Source organism: Streptomyces canus (assembly GCF_030815415.1).
Classification (GTDB): domain Bacteria; phylum Actinomycetota; class Actinomycetes; order Streptomycetales; family Streptomycetaceae; genus Streptomyces; species Streptomyces canus_F.
The window spans coordinates 10,247,120-10,273,989 of the sequence record NZ_JAUSWW010000001.1; the positions used below are offsets into that span (position 1 = coordinate 10,247,120).

24 protein-coding genes and 2 pseudogenes are annotated in these 26,870 nt (G+C 69.0%); 12 read left to right on the top strand and 14 right to left on the bottom strand.

Annotated elements, in window-relative coordinates; genetic code table 11:
- Positions 1-52 precede the first annotated feature (52 nt).
- Positions 53-1,259 (bottom strand): annotated as a pseudogene (locus QF037_RS47980) (RNA-guided endonuclease InsQ/TnpB family protein).
- A 181-nt stretch (positions 1,260-1,440) separates the two neighbouring features.
- On the opposite strand from QF037_RS47980, the gene QF037_RS47985 reads away from it, so the two are divergent.
- The 4 genes from QF037_RS47985 (at position 1,441) to QF037_RS51270 (ending at position 3,094) form a co-directional block, all read left to right on the top strand.
- Entirely contained in the window at positions 1,441-1,611 is a 171-nt protein-coding gene (locus QF037_RS47985) for a hypothetical protein (protein WP_373463917.1), read from the top strand.
- A gap of 121 nt (positions 1,612-1,732) precedes the next feature.
- Positions 1,733-1,942 (top strand): DUF6417 family protein, encoded by a 210-nt coding sequence (locus QF037_RS47990; protein WP_307036549.1) that lies wholly within the window; start codon positions 1,733-1,735, stop codon positions 1,940-1,942.
- Positions 1,915-3,008 (top strand): IS630 family transposase gene (locus tag QF037_RS51575; RefSeq protein WP_444972125.1). Its coding sequence is split into 2 segments (ribosomal slippage): positions 1,915-2,358 and positions 2,361-3,008, totalling 1,092 coding nucleotides; the frame shifts between segments, so codons are not numbered across the junction. Before QF037_RS47990 ends, QF037_RS51575 begins: the two co-directional genes overlap by 28 nt.
- A 23-nt stretch (positions 3,009-3,031) precedes the next feature.
- Positions 3,032-3,094, top strand: a complete 63-nt coding sequence (locus QF037_RS51270) for a hypothetical protein (RefSeq protein WP_373463999.1) — start codon at positions 3,032-3,034, stop codon at positions 3,092-3,094.
- A 66-nt stretch (positions 3,095-3,160) separates the two neighbouring features.
- On the opposite strand, the gene QF037_RS48005 is transcribed toward QF037_RS51270, so the two are convergent.
- The 4 genes from QF037_RS48005 to QF037_RS48020 form a co-directional block, all read right to left on the bottom strand.
- Positions 3,161-3,328 carry a hypothetical protein gene (locus QF037_RS48005; protein WP_307036554.1) on the bottom strand — a complete coding sequence of 56 codons (168 nt, stop codon included), beginning with the start codon at positions 3,326-3,328 and terminating at the stop codon, positions 3,161-3,163.
- A 243-nt stretch (positions 3,329-3,571) separates the two neighbouring features.
- Positions 3,572-3,904, bottom strand: a complete 333-nt coding sequence (locus QF037_RS48010) for a hypothetical protein (protein ID WP_307036556.1) — start codon at positions 3,902-3,904, stop codon at positions 3,572-3,574.
- A 691-nt stretch (positions 3,905-4,595) separates the two neighbouring features.
- Positions 4,596-5,072 carry an ATP-binding protein gene (locus QF037_RS48015; protein ID WP_373463918.1) on the bottom strand — a complete coding sequence of 159 codons (477 nt, stop codon included), beginning with the start codon at positions 5,070-5,072 and terminating at the stop codon, positions 4,596-4,598.
- Between the two features lie 572 nt (positions 5,073-5,644).
- Positions 5,645-6,604 carry a DMT family transporter gene (locus tag QF037_RS48020; protein ID WP_307036557.1) on the bottom strand — a complete coding sequence of 320 codons (960 nt, stop codon included), beginning with the start codon at positions 6,602-6,604 and terminating at the stop codon, positions 5,645-5,647.
- A gap of 291 nt (positions 6,605-6,895) precedes the next feature.
- Between QF037_RS48020 and QF037_RS48025 the strand changes: the two are divergent.
- A pseudogene (locus QF037_RS48025) lies at positions 6,896-7,525 on the top strand (transposase); the annotation flags it as partial.
- Positions 7,526-7,680: 155 nt separating this feature from the next.
- Here QF037_RS48025 and QF037_RS48030 read toward each other — a convergent pair.
- Together QF037_RS48030 and QF037_RS48035 are read right to left on the bottom strand one after the other, a co-directional pair.
- The gene (locus tag QF037_RS48030; protein WP_307036559.1) at positions 7,681-8,217 is read right to left on the bottom strand and encodes a DinB family protein; all 537 of its coding nucleotides are present in this window, start codon (positions 8,215-8,217) and stop codon (positions 7,681-7,683) included.
- A gap of 130 nt (positions 8,218-8,347) precedes the next feature.
- Positions 8,348-9,172 (bottom strand): ATP-dependent DNA ligase, encoded by an 825-nt coding sequence (locus QF037_RS48035; protein ID WP_307036561.1) that lies wholly within the window; start codon positions 9,170-9,172, stop codon positions 8,348-8,350.
- Positions 9,173-9,533: 361 nt separating this feature from the next.
- On the opposite strand from QF037_RS48035, the gene QF037_RS48040 reads away from it, so the two are divergent.
- The 3 genes from QF037_RS48040 to fxsT (QF037_RS48050) all read left to right on the top strand — a co-directional run bounded on the left by QF037_RS48040 (position 9,534) and on the right by fxsT (QF037_RS48050) (position 13,941).
- A complete protein-coding gene (locus QF037_RS48040) occupies positions 9,534-10,535 on the top strand; it encodes an AraC family transcriptional regulator (RefSeq protein ID WP_307036562.1) in 1,002 nt (333 codons plus the stop codon).
- 105 nt (positions 10,536-10,640) lie between these two features.
- Complete coding sequence (locus tag QF037_RS48045) at positions 10,641-11,048, top strand: hypothetical protein (RefSeq protein WP_307036564.1); 408 nt, start codon at positions 10,641-10,643, stop codon at positions 11,046-11,048.
- 460 nt (positions 11,049-11,508) lie between these two features.
- Positions 11,509-13,941, top strand: a complete 2,433-nt coding sequence (gene fxsT / locus QF037_RS48050; protein WP_307036566.1) for an FxSxx-COOH system tetratricopeptide repeat protein — start codon at positions 11,509-11,511, stop codon at positions 13,939-13,941.
- Positions 13,942-13,970: 29 nt separating this feature from the next.
- Here fxsT (QF037_RS48050) and QF037_RS48055 read toward each other — a convergent pair whose 3' ends face one another.
- The 4 genes from QF037_RS48055 to QF037_RS48070 are packed head-to-tail and all read right to left on the bottom strand — an operon-like array spanning position 13,971 to position 16,497.
- Positions 13,971-14,174, bottom strand: coding sequence for a helicase associated domain-containing protein (locus QF037_RS48055; protein ID WP_307036568.1), 204 nt, complete (start codon positions 14,172-14,174; stop codon positions 13,971-13,973).
- A 30-nt stretch (positions 14,175-14,204) separates the two neighbouring features.
- Positions 14,205-14,789: a hypothetical protein gene (locus QF037_RS48060; RefSeq protein ID WP_307036570.1), complete on the bottom strand. Its 585-nt coding sequence runs from the start codon at positions 14,787-14,789 to the stop codon at positions 14,205-14,207.
- 41 nt (positions 14,790-14,830) lie between these two features.
- Entirely contained in the window at positions 14,831-15,193 is a 363-nt protein-coding gene (locus QF037_RS48065; protein WP_307036572.1) for a transposase, read from the bottom strand.
- A complete protein-coding gene (locus tag QF037_RS48070) occupies positions 15,190-16,497 on the bottom strand; it encodes an ISL3 family transposase (protein ID WP_307036574.1) in 1,308 nt (435 codons plus the stop codon). Before QF037_RS48070 ends, QF037_RS48065 begins: the two co-directional genes overlap by 4 nt.
- A 717-nt stretch (positions 16,498-17,214) precedes the next feature.
- Between QF037_RS48070 and fxsT (QF037_RS48075) the strand changes: the two genes are divergently transcribed.
- Complete coding sequence (fxsT, locus tag QF037_RS48075; protein ID WP_307036576.1) at positions 17,215-19,920, top strand: FxSxx-COOH system tetratricopeptide repeat protein; 2,706 nt, start codon at positions 17,215-17,217, stop codon at positions 19,918-19,920.
- 29 nt (positions 19,921-19,949) lie between these two features.
- Here the strand turns inward: fxsT (QF037_RS48075) and QF037_RS48080 are convergent, their stop codons facing one another.
- On the bottom strand, positions 19,950-20,381 hold the full coding sequence (locus tag QF037_RS48080) for a helicase associated domain-containing protein (RefSeq protein WP_307036578.1): 432 nt from the start codon (positions 20,379-20,381) through the stop codon (positions 19,950-19,952).
- Between the two features lie 283 nt (positions 20,382-20,664).
- On the opposite strand from QF037_RS48080, the gene fxsT (QF037_RS48085) reads away from it, so the two are divergent.
- The gene (fxsT, locus tag QF037_RS48085) at positions 20,665-23,118 is read left to right on the top strand and encodes an FxSxx-COOH system tetratricopeptide repeat protein (RefSeq protein WP_307036579.1); all 2,454 of its coding nucleotides are present in this window, start codon (positions 20,665-20,667) and stop codon (positions 23,116-23,118) included.
- A gap of 159 nt (positions 23,119-23,277) precedes the next feature.
- On the opposite strand, the gene QF037_RS48090 is transcribed toward fxsT (QF037_RS48085), so the two are convergent.
- The gene (locus tag QF037_RS48090) at positions 23,278-23,607 is read right to left on the bottom strand and encodes a hypothetical protein (RefSeq protein WP_307036581.1); all 330 of its coding nucleotides are present in this window, start codon (positions 23,605-23,607) and stop codon (positions 23,278-23,280) included.
- A 304-nt stretch (positions 23,608-23,911) separates the two neighbouring features.
- On the opposite strand from QF037_RS48090, the gene QF037_RS48095 reads away from it, so the two are divergent.
- Positions 23,912-24,703 (top strand): IS5 family transposase, encoded by a 792-nt coding sequence (locus QF037_RS48095; protein WP_307036584.1) that lies wholly within the window; start codon positions 23,912-23,914, stop codon positions 24,701-24,703.
- Here QF037_RS48095 and QF037_RS48100 read toward each other — a convergent pair.
- Entirely contained in the window at positions 24,660-25,196 is a 537-nt protein-coding gene (locus QF037_RS48100) for a hypothetical protein (protein ID WP_307036586.1), read from the bottom strand. The two genes, QF037_RS48095 and QF037_RS48100, sit on opposite strands and share 44 nt — an antisense overlap.
- Positions 25,197-25,884: 688 nt before the next feature.
- On the opposite strand from QF037_RS48100, the gene QF037_RS48105 reads away from it, so the two are divergent.
- The gene (locus tag QF037_RS48105) at positions 25,885-26,826 is read left to right on the top strand and encodes a hypothetical protein (protein WP_307036589.1); all 942 of its coding nucleotides are present in this window, start codon (positions 25,885-25,887) and stop codon (positions 26,824-26,826) included.
- The last annotated feature ends 44 nt before the right edge of the window (positions 26,827-26,870 follow it).

Here is a 26,870-nt window from a genome sequence, read left to right on the forward strand (position 1 = left end):
GTGAGTGACCGCACCCTCGACAACCGCCACTGGACTTGACTTCCTCCCCCGCCTAAAGGCGGGGGATTCCAGCGGTCGCCCGCTGGGGTTCCTGCTTCAGCGACGACCGCCCCGTCCGGGAGGACTCCCGTTGAGGTCTTACACCGTCTCCACAGGCAGACGCCGCCAGCCCGGCGGCCAGGATGTTGCGTGCCGCGTTCACGTCGCGGTCATGCACCGCGCCGCAGACGCACGTCCACGCACGGACGTTCAGCGGCATCTTCGCCGCGACCGTGCCGCAGTTCCCGCACAGCTTGCTGCTGGGGAAGAAGCGGTCGATCACGACGAGCTCGCGCCCGTACCAGGCGCACTTGTACGCCAGCATGGAGCGCAGTTGCGTCCACGACGCATCACTGATGGCGCGTGCGAGTGTGCCGTTCTTCAGCAGGTTGCGGACGCTCAGGTCCTCGATCACGACCGTTTGATTCTCACGGACGAGCCGAGTCGACAACTTGTGCAGCACGTCGCGGCGCCGGTCGACGACCCGCGCATGCACACGGGCCACTTCGCGGCGGGCTTTCTCCCCGTTCGCCGAGCCCTTCGCCTTGCGCGACAGCGCACGCTGCGCGCGCCAGCAGTGCCCGGTCACGCCGTTCGTGCCGGGGATTGGTGATCTTTTCCCCGGTGGACAGGGTCACCAGGGAGGTGATCCCGGCGTCCAGGCCCACCGCGTTCGCGGTGGCCGGCGCCGGGGCGATGGTGTCCTCGCACAGCGGGGAGACGAACCAGCGGCCCGCCGCGTCCCGGGACACCGTCACCGTGGTCGGCTCCGTCCCCTCGGGCAGCGGACGCGACCAGCGGATGTCCAACGGCTCGGCCATCTTCGCCAAAGTCAGCGCTCCGTCGCGCCATGTGAAGGCACTACGCGTGTACTCGGCCGACGCCCGGGACTTCTTGCGGCTCTTGTACCGCGGGTACTTCGCGCGCTGGGCGAAGAAGTTCCCGAACGCCGTCTGCAGATGGCGCAGCGCCTGCTGCAGCAGCACCGAGGACACCTCCGCCAAAAAAGCCAGTTCCTCGGTCTTCTTCCACTGCGTCAGCGCGGCCGAGGACTGCACATAGGAGATGCGGCGCTGCTCGCCGTACCAGGCCCGAGTCCGCTCCTCCAGCGCCTTGTTGTAGACGAGGCGGACACAGCCGAACGTGCGCGACAGCTCAGCCGCCTGCTCGCCGATGGGGTAAAAGCGGTACTTGAATGCCCGCTTGACCTGCCGCGTCACACGTCACACGCTATCAACTTCCGTGTGGGCAGCGGGTGTCGGCAGGTGGACTGCGCACACCGGTCCGCCCTGGCGGCGAACCGGCTTCCCTTGCCCTGCTCCGCAGGAGCTTCATTTCCTCCCCGGCCTAAACGCCGGGGTATCCACGAAGGAGAACACCGATGAGATTCGAGGCCGCCTCATGACCGCCCTGACTGAGTCCGTCCAGCAGGCCAAGGCCTCCCGAGGCGAGGACGCCGACGTCCACGAGATGCCGAAGAGGAAGAGCGCGAAGAAGCAGCCGGTTAAGAAGACGGCAGCGAAGAAGACCACGAAGAAGACGGCGGTGGCACGCTGGCCACGCAGCGCCTGATGCGCACCTTGTCCGGCTGTGCGGAGGGAAATGGGCTTCGGTTCTCGCCCCGTGACCCACGGGCCGGGGCGGGGGCCCCGCTTCTCGTGACCCGGCAGCTGCGAATCATGTGGCGCCGGACATGGACGACTACGACCACCTCGATCTCGTCGAGATCGACTTCGCACCCCTCGAGGGCGCCGCGGAACGGCTGGCCTTGTTCACCTTGGAGGAGGCCCATGACGTGTTCCGGCTGCTGCTACTGAACTTTTCGGGTTGCGTTCGGGTGGTGACGCTGGGTGATCTATGCGGTATGCCGGTGTTATGCGGTATGCGGATGGTGGGGGCCTGACTGCTGAGCGGCGGGCTGCGCGTGAAGGTATCCGGCTGGAGGCCGGGCGGAGGTTCGCACAGGGTGACAGGACCTCGGATATCGCCAAGGACCTGCGGGTGAGTGAACGTTCGGTGGAGCACTGGCGCCGCAGCTGGCGTGAAGGCGGCATGGAGGGGCTGAAGTCGAAGGGGCCCGCGAAACTGCCGAAGTTGTCGGACGAACGGTTCGCCCTGCTGGAGAAGGAGCTGGCCAAAGGGCCGGCTGCGCATGGCTGGGAAGATCAGCGGTGGACACTGGAACGCGTCGCAATGCTGATCGGCCGCCAGTTCAAGGTCAGTTGCTCGATCGCGGGAGTGTGGCGGCTCCTGCACCGCCACGGCTGGTCCTGGCAGAGCCCGGCCCGTCGCGCACTGGAACGTGACGAGCACGCGGTCGGGCTCTGGAAGAAGGATGTGTGGCCGCAGGTGGAAGGACCGCGGCGGCGCTCGATGCCTGGATCGTCTTCGAGGACGAGGCCGGGTTCGCGATGACGCCGCCGCGCGCCCGCACGTGGGGCCGGCGCGGGCAGACTCCCGTGGTGAGAGTGCGGGGACGGTCCCGGCGGCGGATCTCCGTCGCCGCGATGTGCTGCTACCGGCCCGGCGAAAGGCCCCGGCTGATCTACCGGCCCCGCTTCCACCTGCTCCTCAAAGGCGCACGCAAGAGCTTCTCCTGGCAGGACTACCGCGACCTTCTGGTCCGCGCGCACCTGCAACTCGGCGCCCCCATTGTTGTCGTCTGGGACAATTTGAACACCCATCGTGCCGTTGACATGAGGAAGTACGCAGCCGGCCACGACTGGCTCACCATCGTCCAACTGCCTTCCTACAGTCCTGACTTGAACCCCGTGGAAGGCATCTGGTCGTGGTTACGGCGCGGGCCGATGGCCAACACCGCATTCACCGACCCTGACCACCTCACCCGCACCCTCCGCCGAGGCCTCGCCCACATCCAGCGCCATCCCGAACTCATCGACGGCTGCCTCGCCGAGACCGGACTGACCCTCACCGCAGACCACCCGAAACTAATCCGAAAAGATCAGTAACCGTCGCGCAGGAGGGCGGCCCGGTGTCGCCGGAGGCAGACAGATGGGCGCGGGAGATCGTGGCCCGCATCCCTTCAGAGAACTGACGCGGGCGGGACCACCGGGCGGGTCAGCCGCGTAGGCTGACAGCGGGCCGCGGGCCGTCGCGGCACCTACGCGAGCACCCAGCCCAAAGGCCGGCGCTCCCCGAGGCCCTCCCGGACCACGGCCTGCGGCGATCGCTCCAGCTTCTCGGTGACGACCTGGTCGTAGTCGACGCCGTCGACCGGCCGTACGTGGTCGGGCGTGCGCACCCACACCCGGTACTCCGCCGCCTCCACACCGCCGTCCTCTCGATCTCGGAACAGCGGCAACCCCACGACGTAGGACCAGCCAGATTCCGTCTGCTGCCGTTTTCCTTTCCTGCTGCCCGGTGCCCAGCAGCGGGTCAGCGGGCAGTACGACCAGGACGGGCGCGGGCACAAGGTCGGCGTCGCAGGGCTGGGGCACCGCACTACCGTGGGCCGGTCCGGCCCGCGCGTTCGAGTTCTCGGCGGCGGGCCCGGAGAGCCGTCGGCTGACAGCTAGTCGATCTTCTTCCAGGGCTGGCAGTCGGTGGTCTGGAACGCCTTGTCGCCTGCGGCGACCTTGACGATGGCCGGGCCCTCGGCGTTGCCGTTGGCGATGATGGCGTCCTCCTCGCCGGTCGTGTCGCTCAAGCGTGCCCAGTAGCAGCCGTATTTGTTCTTGCCCTCGCTGCGGTAGGTGCCCGCCTGGATGTCCTTGCCCACCAGGAAGGTGCCGTCGCCCGGGATCCCTCCCTTGGGCACGTCCTTCTGTTGGGCTCCGGCAGTGGCGCTGGAGGAAGCGGCGCCCGTCTGTACGTCTGTGCCCGGCGCCGTGGCGGTCACGGTCACCGTGGCGGTGGGAGAGTCCTTGTTCCCGCCAGCCCCGACGATGCCGATCAGGACTCCTACCAGCAGTCCACCGAGGGCGCCCGCGATGTGAGTGAACCATCTGCGGAGGAATGGAGCACGACGCCAGGGGACGACGTGTGATCCGACGTCGGTCCCGGAGGCGGACCTACAGGTCTGTTCCCGCTCATGTTCACAGAGTGCGCCTGCCTCGTGCGGGGTGCACGGCGGCCTATTCGCCGCAGGAGGCTGCCGACCGGGCCCGGGCCCGGCCCGGGTCGCGGTCGGGCCGCGGGTGATGGTCGGGCCCGGGCACTCGCCAGGCCCAAACTCCTCGTGGGTGCGAGCCGCGTCGGAAGAAGCCGTCCCTCAGCCACACAGGTTGCCTGCTCACATACCTATGCCGCTTGTACTACTCCGGCGAGACCCCCTGACCATCTCGAGAACGGGGAAGGACCGTTTGACCTCCCCAGGTCACGGTCCCTCCCCGGCCGGCGCCGCCCGTCCACCCCGTTGACCAGCCCGCCCCGCCTCGCCCCGTCCATCGCTGGTCAGCGCGCCGTCAGCGGCCATGGTCGGGTCTGTGGTCGGCCCCCGACCATGAGACCGACCACCACCTTGCCTCGGACCCGTGCGGGTCGGATCCCCGTGGGCAGCCCGATTCCGGCGTTGGGAACAGTGCGGCCGGGCGTGGTCAGGAGGGCTGTCGGCCGGCTGGGTCTCCGCCGGGGTCGTCGGCGAGCTCGATGGCCGCGGTGATGCGTTTGCCCACGGGTTCGCGGTGGACACTGAAGGTCTGGGAGACCGCCATGGTGATTTCCAGGCCGTGCTGGCCGATCCGTTGCGGGTCGGTGGCCTGGACGGAGGGCAGGGTGGTGCTGCTGTCCCAGACGCTGATCTGGACGGTGCCGCCGTTGATCTCCAGGTCGAGCAGGCAGGGGCCGGGCGCGTATTTGCGGGCGTTGGTGACCAGCTCGCTGACGACCAGCTGCACGATGCCCATGGCCCGCGCCGATACCGGCAGCCCGTGCACGGCCTGTACGGACATGAGGAAGTCGCGGGCCATGTCCCGGGCTTCGGCGATCTCCGCACTGCCCTCGAACGCGGCCCCGGCCCTGACCAGAGGGTCGACGAGCGGCTCCTGGCCCTCGTTGTGCCCAGCAAGGTCCATGGAACCGCCTCACGTCCGAAGCGCCGCTCTTTGACCACCCCGTCTACCCCTGAAACATTGCAGCACGCGCGAACACGCGAGGCCTGTTTCCGGAAATCTGCTGCGGGTATTCCAGCGGGGCAGGGTCGAAGGGACGGAGCAGAACGTGAGCGAGCAGGCCAGGCAGTGGCACTTCCTCACCAGCCACGCCCGGGTGCTGTTCGCCGTCGCGCGCGACCCTGCCGCCCGGCTCCGCGATATCGCCGCGGTCTGCCGCATCACCGAACGCACCGCGCAGAGCATCGTCACCGACCTCGAAGGCCGGCTACATGTAGCGCGAGCGCAAGGGGCGGCGCACGCGCTACATCCTCTGCCTGGACGGCACCCTCCACTATCACGACGAGGCACACGTGCCCGTCCGCGAACTGCTGGACGTCTTCACCTCTCACGACGTCCGGCACTGACCAGTGGCTGTGCACACGATGTCCTGTGACATCGGACCTTGAGCGCGTGCCATCGAAGTTTGAGTGGTCTGGGTCACCTGGTGCGGTCCCGAAATGACCTTGGGACCGGATCGGACGAGTGTCCAGCGTCTATCGGTCCCGGTTGCCTGCGCCGACGGGGACGGTCAGGAGGACCAGGCCCAGAGCGAGGACAGCCAGCCCGCACCAGGAGGCGATCGGCAGGCGTTCATCGAGGACGGTGACACCCAGGACCGCTGCCACGGCGGGCTCCGCCAGAGTCAGCGACGTGGCCGCCGACGCCGGAGTGCGGCGCAGTCCGTGCCCGAAGAGCCGGTAGGCCAAGTAGACGGTGAACAGGGCGAGATACACCGCCACCGCCGCGCCGCGGGTGGTGGCAAGCCAGTGCATGTTGACGAACAGGAAGAGCGGCAGGACAAGCAGCCCAGCCGCGCCGAACAGCACGCCCATCACCGCGCCGGAAGGGTGTCCGCGGGTGATGAGCCTGCCGCCGATCAGGGAGTAGGCGGCGTACGACAGTCCGGCGCAGGCGGCGAGCGCGACGCCGGTCAGGTCCATCGGTGTGGCGTGTCCGGTGAGCTCGGGGCCCAGTGCCAGGAGGGTGCAGCCGAGCACGGCGGCCGCGGTGGCACCGATCCAACGTGCGGTTGGCCGGGCCTGTCCGGTGGCCCAGGACAGCAGTCCGGCGAAGACCGGCGCGCTGCCGAGCGCGATCACGGTGGCCACGGCCACGCCGGTCCGGGCGACCGCCGGGTAGAAGGTGACCGGATAGCCGGCCACCGCCAGCGCGCCCAGGACGAGCAGCCACCGCTCAAGGCGCGTGCAGGCGGCAGGCAGGGCGCGGGCGCCACGGGAGGTGAGGAACAGCAGGATGCCGCCGAGGGCGAGACCGGCGCAGCCGATGGCCGCCGCGGGTGCGCCGGCGGCCAGGGAGCTGGCGGTTCCGGTCGTGCCCCACAGTACGGCTGAGGTGAGGATGGGTGCGGGGCCGCTGAGGAGACCGGCGCGAGAAGGGCGCGGGCCGGCGGCAGCCGGGCGCGCGGGAGTCAGAGAGGTCGTACGGTTCGGCACAGTCGTGATCTTCCGTCGTCGAATGCGTCTGGGACTCGATCCGAAACGGGCGCACAACAAAAGCCCCTGAGCGCCCTGCGGGCGTTGGGGCCGGGGATCAAACTGTCAGTGTCTGCGCCCGGTCAAGCGCAGAGCGGCGGCAGAACGACGTGCCAGTAGGTGTTCACCCCGCGATGGTACCTGCCTGGGGAGGCGACCGTGGGTGGTGGTTCGGGGCTGCCACCTGGAGCTGTTACCCGCGGGCGAGCGTGCCGGACGCGACGGGCAAGCGGCGCAGCGAGCACTGCCAGCACGCCACGCGACCGCATCGAGCACATCCTCGACCGCTTCCCGGACCGCGTCTTCGCGTTCGACGAGTTCGGCCCACTGGGAATCCGGCCCACCGGCGGCAGCTGCTGGGCCGAACAGACCCGGCCCGACCGGCTGCCGGTGACCTACCACCGCACCCACAGCGTGCGGTACTTCCACGGCTGCTACTCGGTCGGCGACGACACCCTGTGGGGCGTCAACCGGCGCAAGAAGGGCGCCGGGAACACCCTGGCCGCGCTGAAATCGATCCGCGCCACCCGTCCCGACGGCGCCCCGATCTACGTGATCCTGGACAACCTGTCCGCCCACAGGGGCGCCGACATCCGGCGCTGGGCGAAGAAGAATAGGGTCGAGTTGTGCTTCACGCCGACCTACGCCTCGTGGGCCAACCCCATCGAAGCCCACTTCGGACCGCTGAGGCAGTTCACCATCGCCAACTCGAACTACCCCAACTCCACGGTGCAGATCCGGGCGTTGCACGCCTACCTGCGGTGGCGCAACGCCAACGCCCGCCACTGCGACGTCCTGGCCGCCGAACGCAAGGAACGCGCCCGCATCCGCTGCGAGAGAGGCAACCGCTGGGGCGGTCGGCCCCTCGCCACGGCGGTGTGACCGCCAGCGATATGTGGCCAGGGGCGGTCGCAGAACCCTGGTGACCAGCCTGCGCTCACGGGTGGTTGGCCATTTTGCTCAGCTGTAGCTGGCCAGTCCGGTAGCGATTCGTCGCACGTTGTGGTGAGGCCTGCTTCGTGGGGCGCAGCGGTCGGCTACTCGCCAGTGACGCCATCGATGGCTTCGCGGAGGAGATCCGCATGGCCGACGTGGCGGGCGTACTCCTCGATCACGTGCTCAAGGACGAACCGCACATCGGTGTCACCGAATTCCGGGTTCGGCACGATGCGCGCGAGGTCGACGGTCACCTTCGCGAATACCTGCCGCGACTCCTCGCACGCCTTGAGGTAGTCCTCGTAGATGTCCCTGGCCGGCGTAACGTCCGACTCGTCGTACCACTCGCCACCGTCAGCGGTGACGTAGGTCCGATAGGGGAAGAAGCGAGGCGTCGTGTCGGCCAACGTCCGCTGGAACCAGGCACGCTCAACCCCCTGCAGATGGCGCATGAGCCCCAGCAGGGTCAACGCCGACGACCGCACAGGACGTAGCCGCAGTTGTGCATCCGAGAGACCCTCGCACTTCCACAAGAAGGTCGCTCGGTGGTAATCGAGATTCGAGGCGATCACCTCCAGCCACGGGCCCGATACTGCGCGCTCAGGCCGGACGATCTTCTGGACCACAATCTCGCTCACGCTGGTGTCTCCTCACTGGTCATCAAGCTTGGTCGAGTTCGTACGGGCCCACGATCCGAGGACTGGGCGGCGCCTCTACTGGCACCTCACGAGCACGTCCACCCAAGAAGACCTCTCTTCGTATCGGAACTCATCGCTCGATGCCGCCTCGGGAGTGGCCATCCACGGCGACTTCGGCGACAACGTCGGGCACGACCAGGTGCACCGACAACTGCTCCCGCGAGCCCCACCCCACACGGAAGGTGCGCCCCGTCCACGCGTGGTCGGCGTCCCCGGCGCGCAGCCGGTCGGCGAGGGCGTGCCGGACGGCCGCACCCAGCGTGGTGGTGCGGCCGGTGTACCGCAGACGGCCGCTGTCGTCGTAGCGGCCCAACAGTGCCGTGGTGGGCGTCCGCAGGCTGCCGGTGACCGCGCCGACGATCGCCTCCGTGGTGTGCCATGCCTTGTACTTGGTCCACCCGCGCCCGCCCGGCACATACCTGCTCGCCAGGGGCCGGAACACCAGCCCTTCGATGCCGACGGCCGTGTAGTCGGCAAGCCACGCGGCCGCCTGTTTGGGGTCGGTCGTGGTCGGGCACAGCGACCAGGGCGCCGACAGGTGGTGCTCGAGGAACAACCCCTCCAGCGCGGCGTAGCGTTCGCTGAAGGGGCGCCCGGTCAGATCCGAGCCGTGCACACGCAACAGGTCGAACGCGACCAGGTGCGCCGGGAACTCGACAGCGGCGCGGGCCGCGCCCGCGCCGCGGTGGTGCATGCGCTGCTGGAGATGCTCGAACGCGAGCCGGCCCGCCTCCCACACGATGAGCTCGCAGTCGACCGCCGTATCGTCCGGCAGCTGGCGGACTGCCTTCTCAATCTCCGGGAACGCCCCGGCCAGATCGCCACATCGTCTGACCCCGCCAAGCGAAAAGGACGCCTCGGGAGGGACTCCGCCGCGCCCCGGCCGCCGCGCCACCCGCCGACGCCGCTCGGGTCAGCGGGCGGATTCCATCCAGTGTCGGTGCGGATGTGGCCGACATAGACGGTGGCCGGGTCGATCAGTTGGCGGGCGGTATCGTAGCGGCGGTCGGATGCCATGGCGGAACTCCGAGGAGGAGGGGCGGGGGTGTTGGTGTTCTCCGCCGTTGTTGACGTCGACGAGCAGGAGACCGGGCCTTTCGCCCTGATCGGCGATGTGGGCGTGCGGGGTACCGACGTCGGGTCCCCCGCGGACGCGGCACATCCGCGACTCCATGAACACCACCCGGCCTCCGGCCCCCCTCGCCTCTACCGTGTGGGCGGACTTGGCCCGTACGCCGCTCGGGACTGACCCCGGCATGATCGGAACGGTCTTCCGGAGCGACGACGTGCCCAAGGAGCACCGGTTCGAGTACTGGGGCGAGTTGATGCACCGGGCCATCGCGCCCAGCCACATGAGCAGCTTGTTCGCCGATGACTTCTGGGCGGAACAGCGGCTGCTGGAGCTGGGCCCGGTGCTGGTGTGGCCGACGTCGTACCTGCCGACAAGGTTTCGGCGTACCGAGAAGCTGGTGCGGCAGTCCGATCCGGAGATGTACCACCTGTCGCTGGTGCTCGGCGGCGGGCTGGGGTTCGAGCATGTGGGGCGGGCCGAGGCGTACGGGCCGAGGGATCTGTGGGTGAGCGACACGTCGCGGCCCTACGAAGTGCACGCGCCGGCCGGCCTGGGCCGTCAGGTGCTCACCGGGGTGGGCGTGGACTTCCCCAAGGCGCTGTTGCCACTGGCGCCCTCCCGTGTCCAGCAACTGCTGGGGCGGCGGCTGTCGGGGCGGGAGGGAGTGGGGGCCCTACTGACAGGATTCCTGACCGGGCTGGAGCAGCAGGCCGACGTCCTTACGCCGTCCGACGCGCCCCGCCTCGGCACCACCCTGATCGACCTGCTGTCCGCCTGGTTCGCGCAGACGCTGGAGGCGGAGGACGCGCTGCCGCCGGAGACCCGCCAGCGGGCTCTGACGACCCGCATACGGGCCTTCATCCGCCAGAACCTGCACGACCCCGAGCTGACACCAGCCGTGATAGCGGACGCGCACCACTTCTCACTGAGCTACCTGCACCGAATCTTCAAAGAAGACACCCCCGGTGAGACGGTCGCGGCCTGGATCCGCGCCCAGCGCATCGAAGGCGCCCGCCGCGACCTTGCCGACCCCAACCTCGGCTCCACGCCCATCCACACCATCGCCACCCGTTGGGGCCTGGTCCGCGCCCCCGACTTCACGCGAGCGTTCCGCAGCGCGTACGGGCTGTCGCCCACGGAGTACCGCGCACGGGAACAGGCAAGGGCCGCGCGGGGTCCGCAGTAGACGCAGCGACAACACACCTGTGCACGCAGGGACAACGACAGCCCAAGAATTCACCACTCATACTGGCTTCGCCATCTCACTTAATGCAAGGCAAGAGGAATTAGAATGAGAAAGCGCTCCACACTGACCTTTGCTGGCTGTCTGGCGATGGGTATCCTGGCGACCACCGGAACAGCACAAGCGGAAGACGGCGTTGCGCAATGCTTCACTACAGGTGCCGCCGGCAGCTTGTACTACCGTTACCAAGGTGGTGTTACCGCCCCCATCGATGTGGAGCTTGGTGTTTCCGACACGAGCGCGGACAATCATCATGTGGCAGTCCGGCTCATAACCAGAGACACTAACGGGGACCGCCACAACTGGTCCTGGCATCACTGGTACTCCGGAAAAGACACCGGTAAAACCTGGAATACAACGGCGCAAGACACCGACAAGGGCATACGGGACCTGGGAGTTCAGGCCGCCGTTTTCGAAGGAAGCACCCTCCTGAATTCGTGCACGGAGTGGGCGTGATGTCGGCGCAGCATAGAGGAGTCACGATCTGGTGCCCCTCCGCGGGGCGCGGCGTTCGCAGTGCGGGCTGACCGAACTGGCGACGGTGGCGATGCCACACCGGCATCTGATCAGCACCCTCGCCACGACAAGTACCCCGGCCGCACCTCCCGCGTGCAGGGATGATCGTTCGACTGAAGCCTGGCATTGCCTTTCGCCGCAGAGGCGACCGCCCTTCAATCCCACACAGCGCAGACGTGGCCCCGAAGCGACCCTTCGGGGCCACGGTGCGTGCCATCAGAGCTACGCGATGCACCCTCCACACGCGGGTTTGCCTTGCTCAGCCTCAACGGAGATGCAGCGCGGAGCCGTCCCGGGGAAGACCGGGTCAGGGCGCTCGACCGGGCCCTACGCTGGACTATTCAGCACAGCGTGGGGTGTTGGGGGCGTGATGGGTGCGGGCGCGGGGTCGTCTGACGGGATGTCGGATCGGCGGTGGTTCATCAGGCATGCGGGTGCGGATCGGGCGTGGGCGGAATGGGTCGGCTGGCAGCTGCTCGACGCCGGCCACCAGGTCGAGCTGGACTATTGGGACTGGGGTACGGGCGAGAACTTTGTCCTGAAGATGAACGCCGCGCTCGAACGCGGCCGGCTGCTGGCGTTGTTCTCCCCGGCGTATTTCGAGCCGGAGCGGTTCACGACGCCGGAGTGGACCGCGGTGGTGGCGATGGGGGAGAAGATCACCCCCGTGCGGTTGTCCGAGGTCGAGGCCCCGGCGATCCTGCGCCCGCTGCTGAGCCGCGACCTGTTCGACCTGGACGCCGCGGAGGCGCGCAGGGTGTTGCTGGAGGCGGTCGATGGCCCGTCCCGGCCGGATACGGAGCCGCCCTTCCCCGGCACCCACGCAGTGTTGCGACAGGTCGGAGCCAGTAGCCCCCGCCTGCCCGGAACTCTGCCGCGGGTGCGGAATCTGCCGGCCCGCAACGCGGCCTTCACCGGCCGCGACAGCCTCCTGGTCCACCTGCGCCAAGCCCTCGCGTCCGGTCAGCGGGTCGCGGTCCAGGCCCTGCACGGCCGCGGCGGGGTCGGCAAAACACAGCTGGCAATCGAGTACGCGCACCGGTTCGCCGGCGAGTACGAACTCGCCTGGTGGATCCCGGCCGAAGACCCGGCCCTGATCCCCGACCAGCTCGCCCAGCTCGCTGCCCGGATTGGCGCCGCTCCCACCGGCATGCCGCCCGCTGCCGCGGTCGAGCTGCTGCTGGCAGAGCTGGGAACAATGTCACGCTGGCTGCTGGTCTTCGACAACGCCGAAGACCCCAGCGCCCTGGCCCCGTTCCTGCCCGGCGGCACCACCGGGCACGTCCTGATCACCTCCCGCAACCCCCACTGGCACACCTACGCCGCCCCCCTGAACGTCGACACCCTTGCCCGTACCGAATCCATCGCCCTGCTGCGCGCCCAGGGCGCGGTCCTCCCTGATGCGGACGCCGACCACCTCGCCCACACCCTGGACGACCTGCCGCTCGCGCTGACGCAGGCCGCCGCCCTGCTCACCCGCATGTCGGCGGCCGATCTGCAGGCCGAACTCGCCCGCAGCATGCATGAGGTGCTGGCCGAGGGCCGCCCGGATGACTATCCGGTCTCCCTGGCTGCGCAGGTCCGCCTCACCCGCGCCCGCCTGGCAGCCGAGCATCCGGGCGCTGCCGCCGTACTGGCCGCCCTCGCGCTGCTGGCTCCCGAACTCTTCCCCCTGACCGCCTGCGCCGGCCGTTTGCCCGATCAGACCTCTACCGTCCTGAGCGAGGCCCTGGCGTCGCGGCTGAGTGCCGGGAGCGTGGTGGACGCGATCGCCCGGCACAGCCTGGCCCGCACCCAGAACGGCACCGTCCAGCTGCACCGCCTGACCCAGGCGATCCTGGCCGACCAGCTCACCCCCTCCCAGCGCGAGCAAGCGCAACGGCATGCGGAAGATCTCCTGACCGCGGCGGCCCCCGAAAACATGACCGATCCGGTGGGGTGGCCGGTGTGGCAGGTGCTGCTGCCGCACCTGCTGGCCGTCGACCCGGCCTCCCTCGCCACCACAGACGGCCGGTGGGCGCTGCTCGGCGCGTGCTGGTACCTGATGGACCGGGGCCAGCCCCGCCCCGCCCGAGACCGCCTGCAGCTCCTGTACGACACCTTGTTGCAGCAGTTGGGCCCCGACCACCACGCCGCCCTGGGAGGCGCCAACGACCTGGCCCGCGCCTACGACGAGACCCAGGACCCTGAACGCGCCCGCGCCCTGGACGCAGACACCCTCCAACGCCACCGACGCCTCCACGGTGACGACCACCTCGACACCCTGGCCAGCGCCGACAACCTCGCCATCCGGCTAACGGTGCTGGGGCGTCACGAGGAAGCGCTGGCCTTGCACGAGGAGGCGCTGGCGGGCCGGCGGCGTGTGGTGGGTGTGGATCATCCCGACACCCTGCGTACGGCGTCCAACCTGGCTGGCGATCTGGCGGGTGTGGGTCGGGTGGAGGAGGCGGTGGTGTTGGGTGAGAAGACGCTGGCGGGTCAGCGTCGGGTGCTGGGTGCGGATCATCCCGACGCCCTGAGCACGGCGAACAATCGGGCCATCGATCTGTGGAATGTGGGTCGGGTGGGGGAGGCGGTGGTGTTGGGGGAGGAAACGTCAGAGGTGCAGCGTCGGGTGTTGGGGTCAGATCATCTGGACACGCTGCGCAGCGCCAACAATCTGGCCGTGCATCTGCGGGATGTGGGTCGGGTGGTGGAGGCGCGTGTTCTGGGTGAGGAGACGTTGGAGCGGCGGCGGCAGGTGCTGGGTGTGGATCATCCGGACACCCGCAGCACCGCCGCGTGGCTGGAGTCGTTGCGCGAACAGCAGGAGGGGCCCGGGGCAGGGGAGTGACTCCATCGGGATCTCCCGCCCCATAGCGTCTACCAGCGCATGCCGAGGGCATCGAGGTCCGCGCGCCGCTCTGCGGACAGCTTTCCGGCGCGGCGGCGGGTGTTGTCGAGGAACGCTCCGACTTGTGGACGATCACGTGATTCGGCTCTGTCGGAGATCTTGTGATGACTGCCGTCGACGGTCTGCAAACTGATCCGCTCGTGTGTGTACATCCGCGGCTGCACCTTGATCACCGGCTCCAAAGGGCAGCCCTACTTCGTCTTTCACTGCCAGGAGGGATTGCGGCTCGGCAGCCAGGGGCCGAAGAGCGACTCGTACTCCTCTCCCGTCTCGACGGTGAGGATGAAGTCAGGCGTCGTGGCAGAGACCGCAGTATGCAGGCGAGTCAACAGGGACGGGACCGATCCGAGCTCCAAGCCCAGTGCCGCAGCCAGGCGTACTCGATCCGCGCCGAACTCGGGTTGGTCCCTGAGCTCGTCATGGCAAAGGTGGTCGGCAGTAGTCTGCATGGTCGTCAGATCACCAGATCCAGAGAACTTCAGGCAGTCCCACCAGGACGGCAACCCAACAATGATCTCCAACGCCTCGGTCAGGCTCTGGCCGATCAAACCGGCTTGTCCTTCGGAGCTGGCGTAGAGAACGGGCCGGCCCTTGCTGCCTTCACCACAGAGGAAGAATGTTCCGCCAGTGAAATCACCGGCAACACCCTGCAGAGCAAGCCCGGACGAGAGCCGGACAGGCTCCCCGTGATCGTCACGCGAGAGATCAAACTCGCAGACGTGCCACAGCATCTCGGCGAGACCGGAGTCCTGCCGTATCGAGTCCAGGATTTCCTCGTCACGAGTCACGCGGCGGACGATAGCAGTGGCACCTGAATGGTCGGGTGATCTCACGGGCCGAGGAGTATGCGTCGGCGAAGAAGGTCGAGGTTCGCGCGCCCATAGCCCATGCGCTTGAGGAGTTTGGCCCTGGTCACGTGGCCTTCGACCTGGCCTGAGCTCCAGGGCGTGGACAGGCCGGCGGTGACGGCGTCCAGGTCTCGCTTCATGCCGTTGACCAGGGAGTGCAGAGCGGGCAGGTCATCGGTGAGGACGCGATCCATCCACGTGGGCAGGTCGTCGCCGCGCAGATCGCGCATCATGTCGGCGAAGTCGCGCACGTGGCGTGCGATGGCATCGAGGTGGGGGCAGGCGGCCCGGATCCCTTTGAGCTCGGCTGCGTCGGTCTCGGCGAGGTGTCCGGGGTTGGTCATGATCCAGCGGACGACGCGCCGGGGTTTCGGTGCGGGCCGCAGCTCGGGAGCGGGCGCGGGCGGGTTCTTCGGCTGGGGCTGTGCGGCTTTTTGAAGGGGCGGAAGTAGCGGCGGACGCACTGGATGTCGCCGGTGAAGCCACGTGCGCGCAGTTCGCGGTGCAGCTGTGGGACGTCGTGGCAGCCCTCCGACCAGCGCATGTGCAGGTAGGGCTTGTGTTCGTCGAGGATGGATGCCCGGTTGATGGCCTTGACGAGCAGTTCGTCGAGATTCCGGGCACGGGCGAAGCGCCGGACGGTGGAGTGGTCCAGCCGTAGCTGGCGGCTGATCGCGGCCAGGGACTTGCCCTCGGACATCAGATGCTGCACCGCTGTGTATCGCTCGGTGGTGCGGGCCACCAGCCGCCTCGGGTGCCCGAGGACGTCCCGGGTGCCGTCCGGCGGGACGAACGGCATCCCTTCCGGCGGTGGCTCCGCCGTCCCCTTGAGAGCCGTGGCGGACTCCGTGACGGCCGGGGGTGTCGTGAACGCCGTGCGGATGCACTGGTGATGGGCACCGACCGTCTTCTCCACCGCTTCGGCGAGGTTGCGCAGCAGGTGCCAGGCGTCCGCCACCTGCCGGGCCTGCGGAGCCCCGCTCCGGGAACCTTCGGCGTAGGCGCCGGCCCGGTCACGGCAGATCACCTCGACTTCCGGATGGCCGCGCAGCCAGTCGGCGAGCGGCTCGGAGTCCCGGCCCGGCAGCACATCGACCGGGCGCCGTTCTTCCAGGTCCACCAGGATTGTGGCGTACGAGTCGCCCTTGCGTAGCGCGAAGTCGTCGACCCCGAGGACGCGCACGCTGACGAGCGGTAACTCCGGTAACCCGCGGAGGAGTTCCAGGAGCTTGTCCTTGGCGACGCGGATGCTCAGCGCGGCCGCGAGCCGTGCCCCGGGCCGGCCCGCCAGAGACGCGGCGATCGACGTGAGCAGCGTGCGCAGCAGCGGCGTGTACCGGGCATGCGGGCTGGTCAGACCCTCGATCTGCTCGGTGAACGTCACCGCCGGGCACTGCGGATTGAGGCACTTGAACCGGCGCACCACGAGTTCGACCATGGCCGAGGCTCCGCCGACGGGCGCGTCAGCAAGCCGGCGCGCGTACCGGCCGTGCACACGCCACGACACCACCCCGCATCTTGGGCACCTCGCCGTCGGCACTGCAGAGTGAGCGCAGAACGTGACCGTTCCGGTCGCACGCTCGATCGACTCGACCACCACACCAGCTAAATGCGGCAGCAACCGCCCCAAAACCCCTGAACCGCACACTCGGTAGATGCCCCGCTCAGGCAGGTGACATCACAAGATCTCCGACAGAGCCGAATTGTTTGACCGCTGACACTCTTCGCCGTCGACGGTCTCGATGTGCTTGCGGGCCGGCTGCAAGTGCCCTTCCCGGGCGTGGAACTGACGGGCGGCCGCCAGGTTGGCCGCCCACCGGTCGCTCTGCGACCGCCGCGCCAGAGCTACCGCCACGCCCTCGCCCTCGGGATCCACGCCGATCGTCTCCAGCAGTTACCGCTGCGCGGGCACGAGTCTGTCCCATCCGGCTACCTGTCCGGCGATGCACACGGCGAGGTCTTCGCCCTGGGCGACGACGTCTCCCGGCCCGGCCGGGAGCGCGCCCCCGGCTTGCACGTGCGCGAGGGTGAGCCGGTAGCAGCGCTGCCAGTCGATCTCCCACTCCGGCGCCTCTATGGGTTCTTGGCCTCGGTGCGGCTGCGCTGCTCGTTCCGGCAGAACAGTTGGCCGTTGCGTGCCAGACTGTTGGTGCGTCCGCCAGGCTCCCCCGTCTTGGCGGGCGCAGCTCTGTCGAGGCGATCTTTCGTGGGGCAAGACAGCGGGACCGTGTCGACGGCGTGTGCCGCGGACGCACCCGGGCCCTTCTCGACGGTCCTGTACGGATGCTGGTGAACGCGGGGCCGGTCAAGGGCTGCTGGTCATAGGGTGGTTGGTGGCGTACGGCGGCACGGCACGGGGGCACGGATGACGGATACGGGGGCGTCTGACAGCGCGTCGGACCAGGTGTGGTTCATCAGTCATGCGGGGGCGGATCGGGCGTGGGCGGAGTGGATCGCCTGGCAGCTGATGGACGCGGGCCTGCAGGTGGAGTTGGACTACTGGGACTGGGGTGCGGGCGACAACTTCGTCCTGAAGATGAATGCCGCGCTGGAGCGTGGCCGGCTGCTCGCCTTGTTCTCCCCGGCGTATTTCGAGCTCGAGCGGTTCACCACCCCGGAGTGGACCGCGATGATGGCCATGCGGGAGAAGATCGTCCCGGTCCGTATCGCCGACACCACTCCACCCCCCATCCTGCGCCCGTTGCTCGCCCCTGCTCTGTTCGGCCTGGACGACCACGGTGCCCGCGAGGCCCTGCTGCGCGCGGTGAAAGGTGCCGTCCGCCCCACGACACCGCCGGCGCGGCCGCAGGGGATGCCGGCCCGGGCGGGGGACAGAGGCCCGCGGCTGCCGGGGTCTTTGCCGCCGGTGTGGAATGTGCCGGCCCGCAACGCCGCTTTCACCGGCCGCGACACCCTGTTGGTCCACCTGCGTCAGCAGCTTGTGGAAGACAACCGGGTGGCGGTCCAGGCCCTGCACGGCCGCGGCGGGGTCGGGAAAACCCAGCTGGCGATCGAGTACGCGCACCGGTTCGCCGGCGAGTACGAACTCGCCTGGTGGATCCCGGCCGAAGAGCCCGCTCTGATCCCGGACCAGTTGGCGCTGCTGGCCGTCGAGAAGGAGCTCGTGCCGGCGGGGACACCCTCCGTGGATGCGGTGGCTGCCCTGCTGCGGGAGCTGCGCACCCGCGCTCGCTGGCTGCTGGTCTTCGACAACGCCGAAGACCCCGCCGCCCTTGCCGCGTTCCTTCCTGGCGGCCGGGGGCATGTGGTGATCACGTCCCGGAACCCGAACTGGCGCACCCGCGCCTTCCCCCTGGACGTGGACACCCTGCCCCACACCGAGTCCGTCGCCCTGCTGCGCGCCCAGGGCGCGGTCCTTCCTGACGCGGAGGCCGACCGCCTCGCCCATACCCTGGACGACCTGCCGCTGGCGCTCGCGCAGGCCGCGGCCCTGCTCACCCGGGGCCTGTCGGCGGCCGATCTGCAGGCCGAACTCGCCCGCAGCATCGACGAGGTGCTGGCCGAGGGATGCCCGGATGACTATCCGGTGTCCCTGGCCGCGCAGGTCCGGCTGACCGCCGCCCGTCTGGCAGCCGACCACGCGGGCGCTGCGACGGTGTTGGCCGCGCTCGCGCTGCTGGCTCCCGAGTCCTTTCCCCTGACCGCATGCGTCGGCCAGCTGCCCGATCAGACCTCCCCCGCACTGAGTGAGGCCTTGGCATCGCGGCTGCGTACCGGGAGTGTGGTGGAGGCCATCGCCCGGCACGGTCTCGCCCGTGCCCAGAACGGCACCGTCCAGCTGCATCGCCTGACGCAGGCCGTGCTGGCCGATCAGCTGACCCCGTCCCAGCGCGAGCAGGCGCAACGGGATACGGAAGCCCTCCTGACTGCGGCGGCCCCCAAAGATCCGTCCGATCCGGTGGGGTGGCAGGTGTGGCAGGCGCTGCTGCCACACCTGCTGGCCGTGGACCCGGCCTCCCTCACCACCACCGACGGACGGAGTGCGCTCGGTCGCGCGTGCTGGTACCTGATGGACCGCGGCCAGCACCACCCCGCCCGGGACCGCCTGCAGCTCCTGTACGACACCTGGCTGCAGCAGCTGGGCCCCGACCACGACGACACCCTGAGGGCCGCCAACCACCTGGCCCGCGCCTACCACGACACCCAGGACCCAGAACGCGCCCGCGCCCTGGACGAAGACACCCTCGCCCGCCGCCGACGCCTCCACGGCGACGACCACTTCGACACCCTGACCAGCGCCGACAACCTCGCCAACCGGCTCAGGGCACTGGGCCGATACGAGGAAGCCCTGGCCTTGCACGAGGAAGCGCTGGCCGGCTGGCGGCGGCTGCTGGGTGTGGATCATCCCGACACCCTGCGTACGGCGTCGAACCTGGCCCTCGATCTGGCGGAGGTGGGTCGGGTGGAGGAGGCGTTGGTGTTGGAGGAGGAGACGCTGGTGGGACAGCAGCGTGTGGTGGGTGTGGATCATCCCGAAACCCTGAGTACGGCGTACAACCTGGCCAACCGGCTGGCGGATGTGGGTCGGGTGGAGGAGGCGGTGGCGTTGGGGGAGGAGACGCTGGAGCGCCGGCGGCGGATGTTGGGTGTGGATCATCCCGACACCCTGCGTACGGCGTCGAACCTGGCCATCGACCTGGCGGGTGTGGGCCGGGTGGGGGAGGCGCGTGTTCTGGGGGAGCAGACGCTGGAGCGTCGGCGTCGGGTGCTGGGTGAGAATCATCCGGACACCCTGACCACGGCGAACAATCTGGCCGTCGATCTGCGGGATGTGGGTCGGGTGGCGGAGGCGGTGGTGTTGGGGGAGCAGACGCTGGAGCGTCGGCGTCGGGTGCTGGGTGAGAATCATCCGGACACCCTGACCACGGCGAACAACCTGGCCGTCGGTCTGCGGGGTGTAGGTCGGGTGGGGGAGGCGCGTGCTCTGGGGGAGGAGACGCTCGAGCGCCGGCGTCGGGTGCTGGGCGTGGATCATCCCGCCACACGCCGCACCGCCGCGTTGCTGGAGTCGTTGCGCGAACAGCAGGAGGGGCCCGGGGCAGGGGAGTGACTCCATCGGGATCTCCCGCCCCATGGCGTCTACCAGCGTATGCCGAGGGCATCGAGGTCCGCACGCCGCTCTGCGGACAGCTTCCCGGCACGACGTCGGGCGTTGTCCAGGAAGGACCCGAGCTTGATCTCCTCGCCGTCGATGATCTCGACGTGCTTGCGCGCCGGCTGCAAGTGCCCTTCCCGAGCGTGGAACTGACGGGCGGCCTTGAGGTTGGCCGCCCACCGGTCCCTCTGTGAGCGCCGTACCGGACCCATCGCCACACCCTCGGGATCGACACCGATCGTCTCCAGCAGGTACTGCTGGACGGGCACGAGCTTGTCCCACCCAGCGATCCATACCCCGAGATCCCCGCCTTGGACGACCGCCTTCACGTGCGCGAGCAGGAGCTGATACGAGCGCTGCCAGTTTCTCTCCCAGTCCGGAGCCTGCCCGGGGTCGATCTCCGGCGGCGCCTTCATTGGTTCTTGGCCGCGGTGCAGCTGCGCTGCTCGTACCGGCAGAACGGCTGGCCGTCGCGTGCCAGACTGTTGGTGCGTCCGCCAGGCTCCCCCGTCTTGGCGGGGGCAGCTCTGTCGAGGCACTGCGTGGCTAGCGCAGTGGGTCCGTATCGACGGCGTGCGACGCGGACCCACCCGGACCTTCGCGAAGCCTGGGTGGATGCTGGTGAACGCAGGGCCGGTCAAGGACCGCTGCTCATAGGCTGGTTCGTGACGTACGGCGGCACGGCGCGGGGGACCACGGATGACGGGTGCGGGGGCGTCTGACGGCACGTCGGACCAGGTGTGGTTCATCAGTCATGCGGGTGCGGATCGGGCGTGGGCGGAGTGGATCGCCTGGCAGCTTGAGGATGCCGGGCATCGGGTGGAGCTGGATTACTGGGACTGGGGTGCGGGCGACAACTTCGTCCTGAAGATGAACGCCGCCCTGGAGCGGGGCCGGATACTGGCGTTGTTCTCCCCGGCCTACTTCGAGCTCGAGCGGTTCACCACCCCGGAGTGGACCGCGGCCCTGGCCCGGAAGGATAAGATTGTCCCGGTCCGTATCGCCATGGCCACCGCGCCGGCGATCCTGAGTTCCCTGCTGGCCCCGGACCTGTTCGGCCTGGACGACAACGAGGCCCGCCAGGTACTACTGCGCGCGGTGAACGGCCCCACCAGACCCGGCACACCACCCCCGCGTCCGCAGGGAATGCGGACCCGGTCGGGTAGCGACAGTGGTCCGCGGCTGCCCGGCAGCCTGCCGCGGGTATGGAACCTGCCGGCCCGCAATGCGGCCTTCACCGGCCGCGACAGTCTCCTGGCCGACCTGCGCAAGGCGCTGGCCGCCGACCAACGCGTCGCCGTTCAGGCGCTGCACGGCCGGGGCGGGGTCGGCAAGACACAGCTCGCCATCGAATACGCACACCGCTTCGCCGGCGCCTACGAATGCGCCTGGTGGATCCCGGCCGAAGACCCCACTCTGATCCCCGACCAGCTGGCCCGGCTGGCCGTGGACAAAGAGCTCGTACCCTCAGCAACCCCTGCGGCCGAGGCGGTCGCGGCCCTGCTGCGCCAGTTGCGCACCCGGGACCGCTGGCTCCTCGTCTTCGACAACGCCGAACACCCCGACGCCCTCGCCCCGTTCCTGCCGGGCGGGAGGGGCCATGTGCTGATCACCTCCCGCACCCCGCACTGGAACAGCTACGCCGTTCCCCTCGACGTCGACACCCTCTCCCGCACCGAATCGGTGGCATTGCTGCGTGCCCAGGGCGCCGTTCTCACCGATGCGGACGCCGACGACATCGCCGCGACCCTGGACGACCTCCCGCTGGCGCTCGCGCAGGCGGCCGCACTGCTGACCCGAGGTCTGGCGGCGGCGGATCTGAAGGAGGAGCTGGCGGCGAACCTGGTGCAGGTGATGGCGCAAGCCCACCCGTCCGGTTACCCGACCGCGCTGGCGGCGCAGGTCCGCCTGACCCGCACCCGCCTGGAGACCGAGCATCCCGGCGCGGCCGCGGTGGTGGATGCGCTGGCCCTGCTGGCACCCGAGCCCTTCCCCCTCACCGCCTGCGCCGGCCACCTCCCCGACCAGACCTCCACGCTCCTGAAAGAAGCGGTGGGTTCGCGGCTGGGTGCGGTGGGTGTGGTGGAGGCGGTAGCCCGGCATGGTGTGGCCCGCGTCCAGGGCGGCACCCTGCAGCTGCATCGCCTCACCCAGGAGATACTCGCGGGCCAGATGACCAGCCAGGAGCACGACCAGGCGAGGGCCGATGCCGAAGCACTCGTGGCAGCGGCCGACCCCGGTGACTTCGGTGAGCCGCGCTTCTGGCCGGCCTGGCAGGTCCTGCTCCCGCACGCCATGGCCATCGACCTTACCCGGCTCACCACCAGCCTGGGCCGGTTCGTGGTGTTGGAGGCGTGCTGGTATCTGATGGAGCGCGGGCAGGCCGGCCCGGCCCGGGAACGGCTGCAACGGCTGTATGACGCCTGCCTGCAGCAGCTGGGCCCCGACCACGACGACACCCTGTGGGCCGCCCACAACCTGGCCCGTGCCTACGCCGACACGCAGGACCACGAACGCGCCCGCACCCTGGACGAAGACTCCCTCGCCCGCCGCCGACGCCTCTACGGTGACGACCATCCCCACACCCTGGCCAGCGCCCACAGCCTTGCCGTCGAGCTGTGGGAGCTGGGACAGCATGAGGAAGCCCTCGCCTTGGAGGAGAAGACTCTGGAGACGAGCCGCCGGGTGTGGGGGTTGGAGCATCCATACACACTGCGCACGGCGACCGGGCTGGCCGTCGAGTTGGCGGCTGTGGGTCGGATGGAGGAGGCGGTGGTGTTGGGGGAGGAGACGCTGGAGGTGCAGCGTCGGGTGTTGGGGTCGGAGCATCCGGACACGCTGCTCACGGCGTACAACCTGGCCATCCGGCTGACGGATGTGGGGCGGGTGGACGAAGGGCTGGTGTTGGGGGAGGAGACGCTGGAGGTGCAGCGTCGGGTGTTGGGATCGGAGCATCCGAACACGCTGCGCACAGCGTCCAACCTGGCTGCCTACCTGGCGGAGGTGGGTCGGATCGATGAGGCGGTGGTGTTGGGGGAAGAGACGCTGGAGAGGAGCCGCCGGGTGTTGGGGTCGGAGCATCCGTACACACTGAACGCGGTCGGTCGGCTGGAGCGGCTGAAGCTCCAGCAGGCTGAGGGCGAAGCGCCCTGACCCCGCTGCTTCCCGGCCTGTGGTCTTCTACCCCTTACCAATCCGCCCCAGAGCGGCCCGGACATCTCCGTGAACTGCTCCGGCCTGTAGGAGTGTTGGTAGCAGGACCACGGTGGTGCCCTGGTCGAGGGTGAGGCGGATGCTGGCGCTGGGCATGGGTCAGCGTTTGACCCGGCCGCGGATGGCCAAGGCAGCCAGACCGAGCAGCACTGGCTCGGCCAGGCGAGAAGCCATCTCGATATAGGTGCCCACGGTGGTCAGGTTCTGGCCGCTGGAGCGGAAGACCACGGAGTTGACCACGACCCGTGTGGCCTTTTCCACGCGGTCGCGGCTGACTCGCCGCGCCAGGGGACCGGTTACCTCGGCGGGGGCCGGGGTGTCTGTGGTCACCGCGATGGTGCGCCCATGAGTGAGGGTGCCGGTGGTGTGCGGCTGAGGGTCCTGGATAGGCAGGCCGATCACAACCAGGGCGAGAACAGTTGCGGCCATGGACGCCAACAGCCACGTCAGGGCGCGGGAGGCCCTCAGTAGCTGTTGTCGTTCCGATCTTGAGGGATGTGTGTCGAACGGGAGTCTCGATCGGGTGATCGCAGCTGGTCGCGGGCATGAAGGCAGGGCCTCTTGGTAGCTCGGGGTTGCGAAGCCAACCGAGATCCAGGAGACCCTGTTGCCGCAGTTGTACGTGCTCGCGCCGGTGGAATTCAACTCGGCTGCACCGACGTGTGATTGTGTCGCTCACCGATTCGGAAACGCGGCCGATCACCCGGAACGTGTTCGGCGGTATCCCTCGGACATGACGGACGCGGAGTGGGCCGTGGTCCGGCCGCTGCTGCCGGTGCCCGGCTGGTTGCGTGGCCGGGGCGGGCAGCCGGAGGCGTACTGCCACCGGGCGATACTGGACGCGATCCGCTACCTCGTCGACAACGGCATCAAGCGGCGGGCGATGCCCGCCGACTTCCCGCCGTGGGACCGGGCATACGCATTCTTCCGCCGCTGGCGCGACCACGCCCTGGTCAAGGAGTTCCACGACCGGCTACGCGCAAGGATCCGCCAGAGGGAGGGGCGGGATGCGGAGCCGACGGCCGGCGTGATCGACTCGCAGTCCGTCAAAGCGGATGCCGTCGTCGGCTCCGACAGCCGCGGCTTCGACGGCGGCAAGCTGATCAACGGCCGCAAGCGGCACGTCGTGGTCGACACCCTCGGCCTGCTGCTGGGCGTGATGGTCACCGCCGCGGACACCGGCGACCGCGCCGCCGCCCAGGTCCTGCTGCGGCAAGTCGCCGACGCACACCACCAGTTGGAGCTGGTCTGGGCCGACGGCGGTTACACCGGCCCCCTCGTCGAGTACTGCCTGGCCACGCTCGCCCTGGTCCTCGCGATCGTCAAACGCAGCGACGACATGCGCGGCTTCGTGGTCCTGCCCAAGCGGTGGATCGTCGAGCGTCTCTTCGCCCACCTGATGCGCACCCGCCGCCTGGCACGCGACTACGAACGCCGCACCACCAGCGCGGAGGCGATGATCTACTGGTCGATGACCCTGCTCATGACTCGCCGCCTTGCCCAGCCACGGCCTTCGCGAGCATGAACCGGCCCGGCGCCCTCTCAGCCAGCCAGCCGCGGGCGACCAGGCGTTTCGCCTTCGACCGCAGTGCCTCCACCTTGGCCGGCACCGCGTCCAGACCGAACATCACGGCCATCTCCTGGCAGGTCAGCGGCCCTTGATGGAGCTGGTCCCGGTCCGCGAGCGCCTGCAGAATGCGCTGGTAGTCCACCGACAGCACTGACCAGGCCAGCCCCTCACGCCACACCGGCACCTGCGACTTCGGCTTCGCCGCATCCCGGGGCGCCGACGGCACGCCCGCAGCCCGCGGATCCGGGACCTCCGTGCCGGCGGTGCTGCCGCCGCCGTCCGGAGCCAGCACCGCATCGACCCGCCTGCGGGCGATCACCCACTCCTGCCATTCCAGCTCGGCCAGGGCCAGTTCGGCCTGGATACGGTCGGCCTCCTCACGCAGCCCGTCGACCCGACAGCGAGCTGCGAGCTCGTGCTGTTCCAGCAGTCCGACAACCGACGGCATCCGCAACCTCCCGGGGAGCGACGACATGACAGGTCACGACTCCCACAGAATCACCGCCCCTACTCCTGACCAGCGAAAACGCCGCCCTCAAGTCCGGAAAGACAACAAACTCTTACACAGACCTCATCTCACAGAGACCCGAAATTTGGTGTATACGGGTCTTGGGCCCGCTTCTCCTCCCCAAAGGAGAGCTGGGCCTTCGTCCTGTGTGGACTTGGTCGGCTCCGCTGAGGGGGTGGCCCGGGTCCGAAGTGGGTCCACCTGACTGACCGAGCCTGTCCAGCACGCGGTGCGGTCACCGGGATGGTCAGACCCCAGTCCCATCAGGCGACCTTTGGTTCGGTTCGCCGCGCACGGCGCAGGAGCGGGTGCCACACTGGCCATGTGCCCGCCAGGCTCCCCCGTCTTGGCGGGCACAGCCGTGCACCGGACCGAGGCATCGGGCCCGCCCGGGTGCGGTCGCATCCTGGGGCGCGCCTACTTCCCGGGGACCCCTTTGGCGTCGATATGTACGCGAGTTGCTCCCTTCCGGACAGGCAGGTCAGGGTGTGACCGAGGCTGGTGTTTGTAAGCACTTCATTGGGCACCAGTGCACGGCCCAGAAGCGGCTCCACGGCGTAAGAAGTTGATCTGGCTCCACCTCCGTGAATTTCTTGTCATGAAAAATTGAAAATGCCATGGTCTGCGCATGACACCTGCCTTCAGCGGTTCGTCCCCTTACTGCTACTCCAACTCGCTGGCGATGGTCCTAGGCGCCGAGTCACCTGCGCCCTCGGCGATCGAGGTATTGACCGGATCTCCGTTCGGCGCCCAATGGGCCGAGGGAGCTCTGCCCCACTTCGACCCGCTCGGATGGGATCCCGACCTCGGGCTGGACCAAGCCATCGATTTGCTCGGCTGGACATGTCAGCGCACCAGTGGCGGCGATGCGACGGAGGCCATCGGCCGCCTGCGACAAGCCAGCAGGTCGGGACCAGTGCTGGTCGGCCCTGTCGATATCGGGCTGCTCCTGCACCAGCCGTGGTCCGCCGGTGAGGCCAACGGCAGTGACCACTGGGTCGTCGTGCTCGACGTCGACGACGAGAGGGTCCTGTTCCACGATCCTGACGGCTTTCCGTTCGCCACGTTGCCCATCGGTGCCTTTGCTGCCGCGTGGAACAGCCAGCTGGTGGAGTGCGCGGGCCCCTTCACCATGCGCAGCGAATTCCGGCGCGTGCGTCGGGTCGATGTCCCCGCGGCACTGCGGTCCTCGCTGCCAACAGCGCAGCGGTGGCTTGCTGGTGGCGGACAAGACGAACGCCCAGCACCGCGCGGCGCTCTGGGGGCAGGTGCTGCAGTGGAACGCCTCGCCGCTCACGTGCCAGCCGGGCTGGATGACCGCACTCGCGGTCATCTGGCGGGCTTCGCCGTCCGGGTCGGCGCCCGACGCCTGTCCGACGCGTCGCTGTGGCTGGCCGAAGTCGGTGCTCCCGACGCCGCCGAAATCGCCGGCCTCCAGGCTCGTCTGCTCGGCAGCGTGCAATACAGCCTCGTCGCGGGTGTGACTCAAGCCGCCGCAGCCACGCTCCAGCAACTGGCAGCCACCTACGACGACCTATGTGACGCGGTTGCGGCGGCCTGCGGGACATAGCGTGTGCTCAGCTGCCAAGTCGACACAGCTGCCCGGCGAGTGGT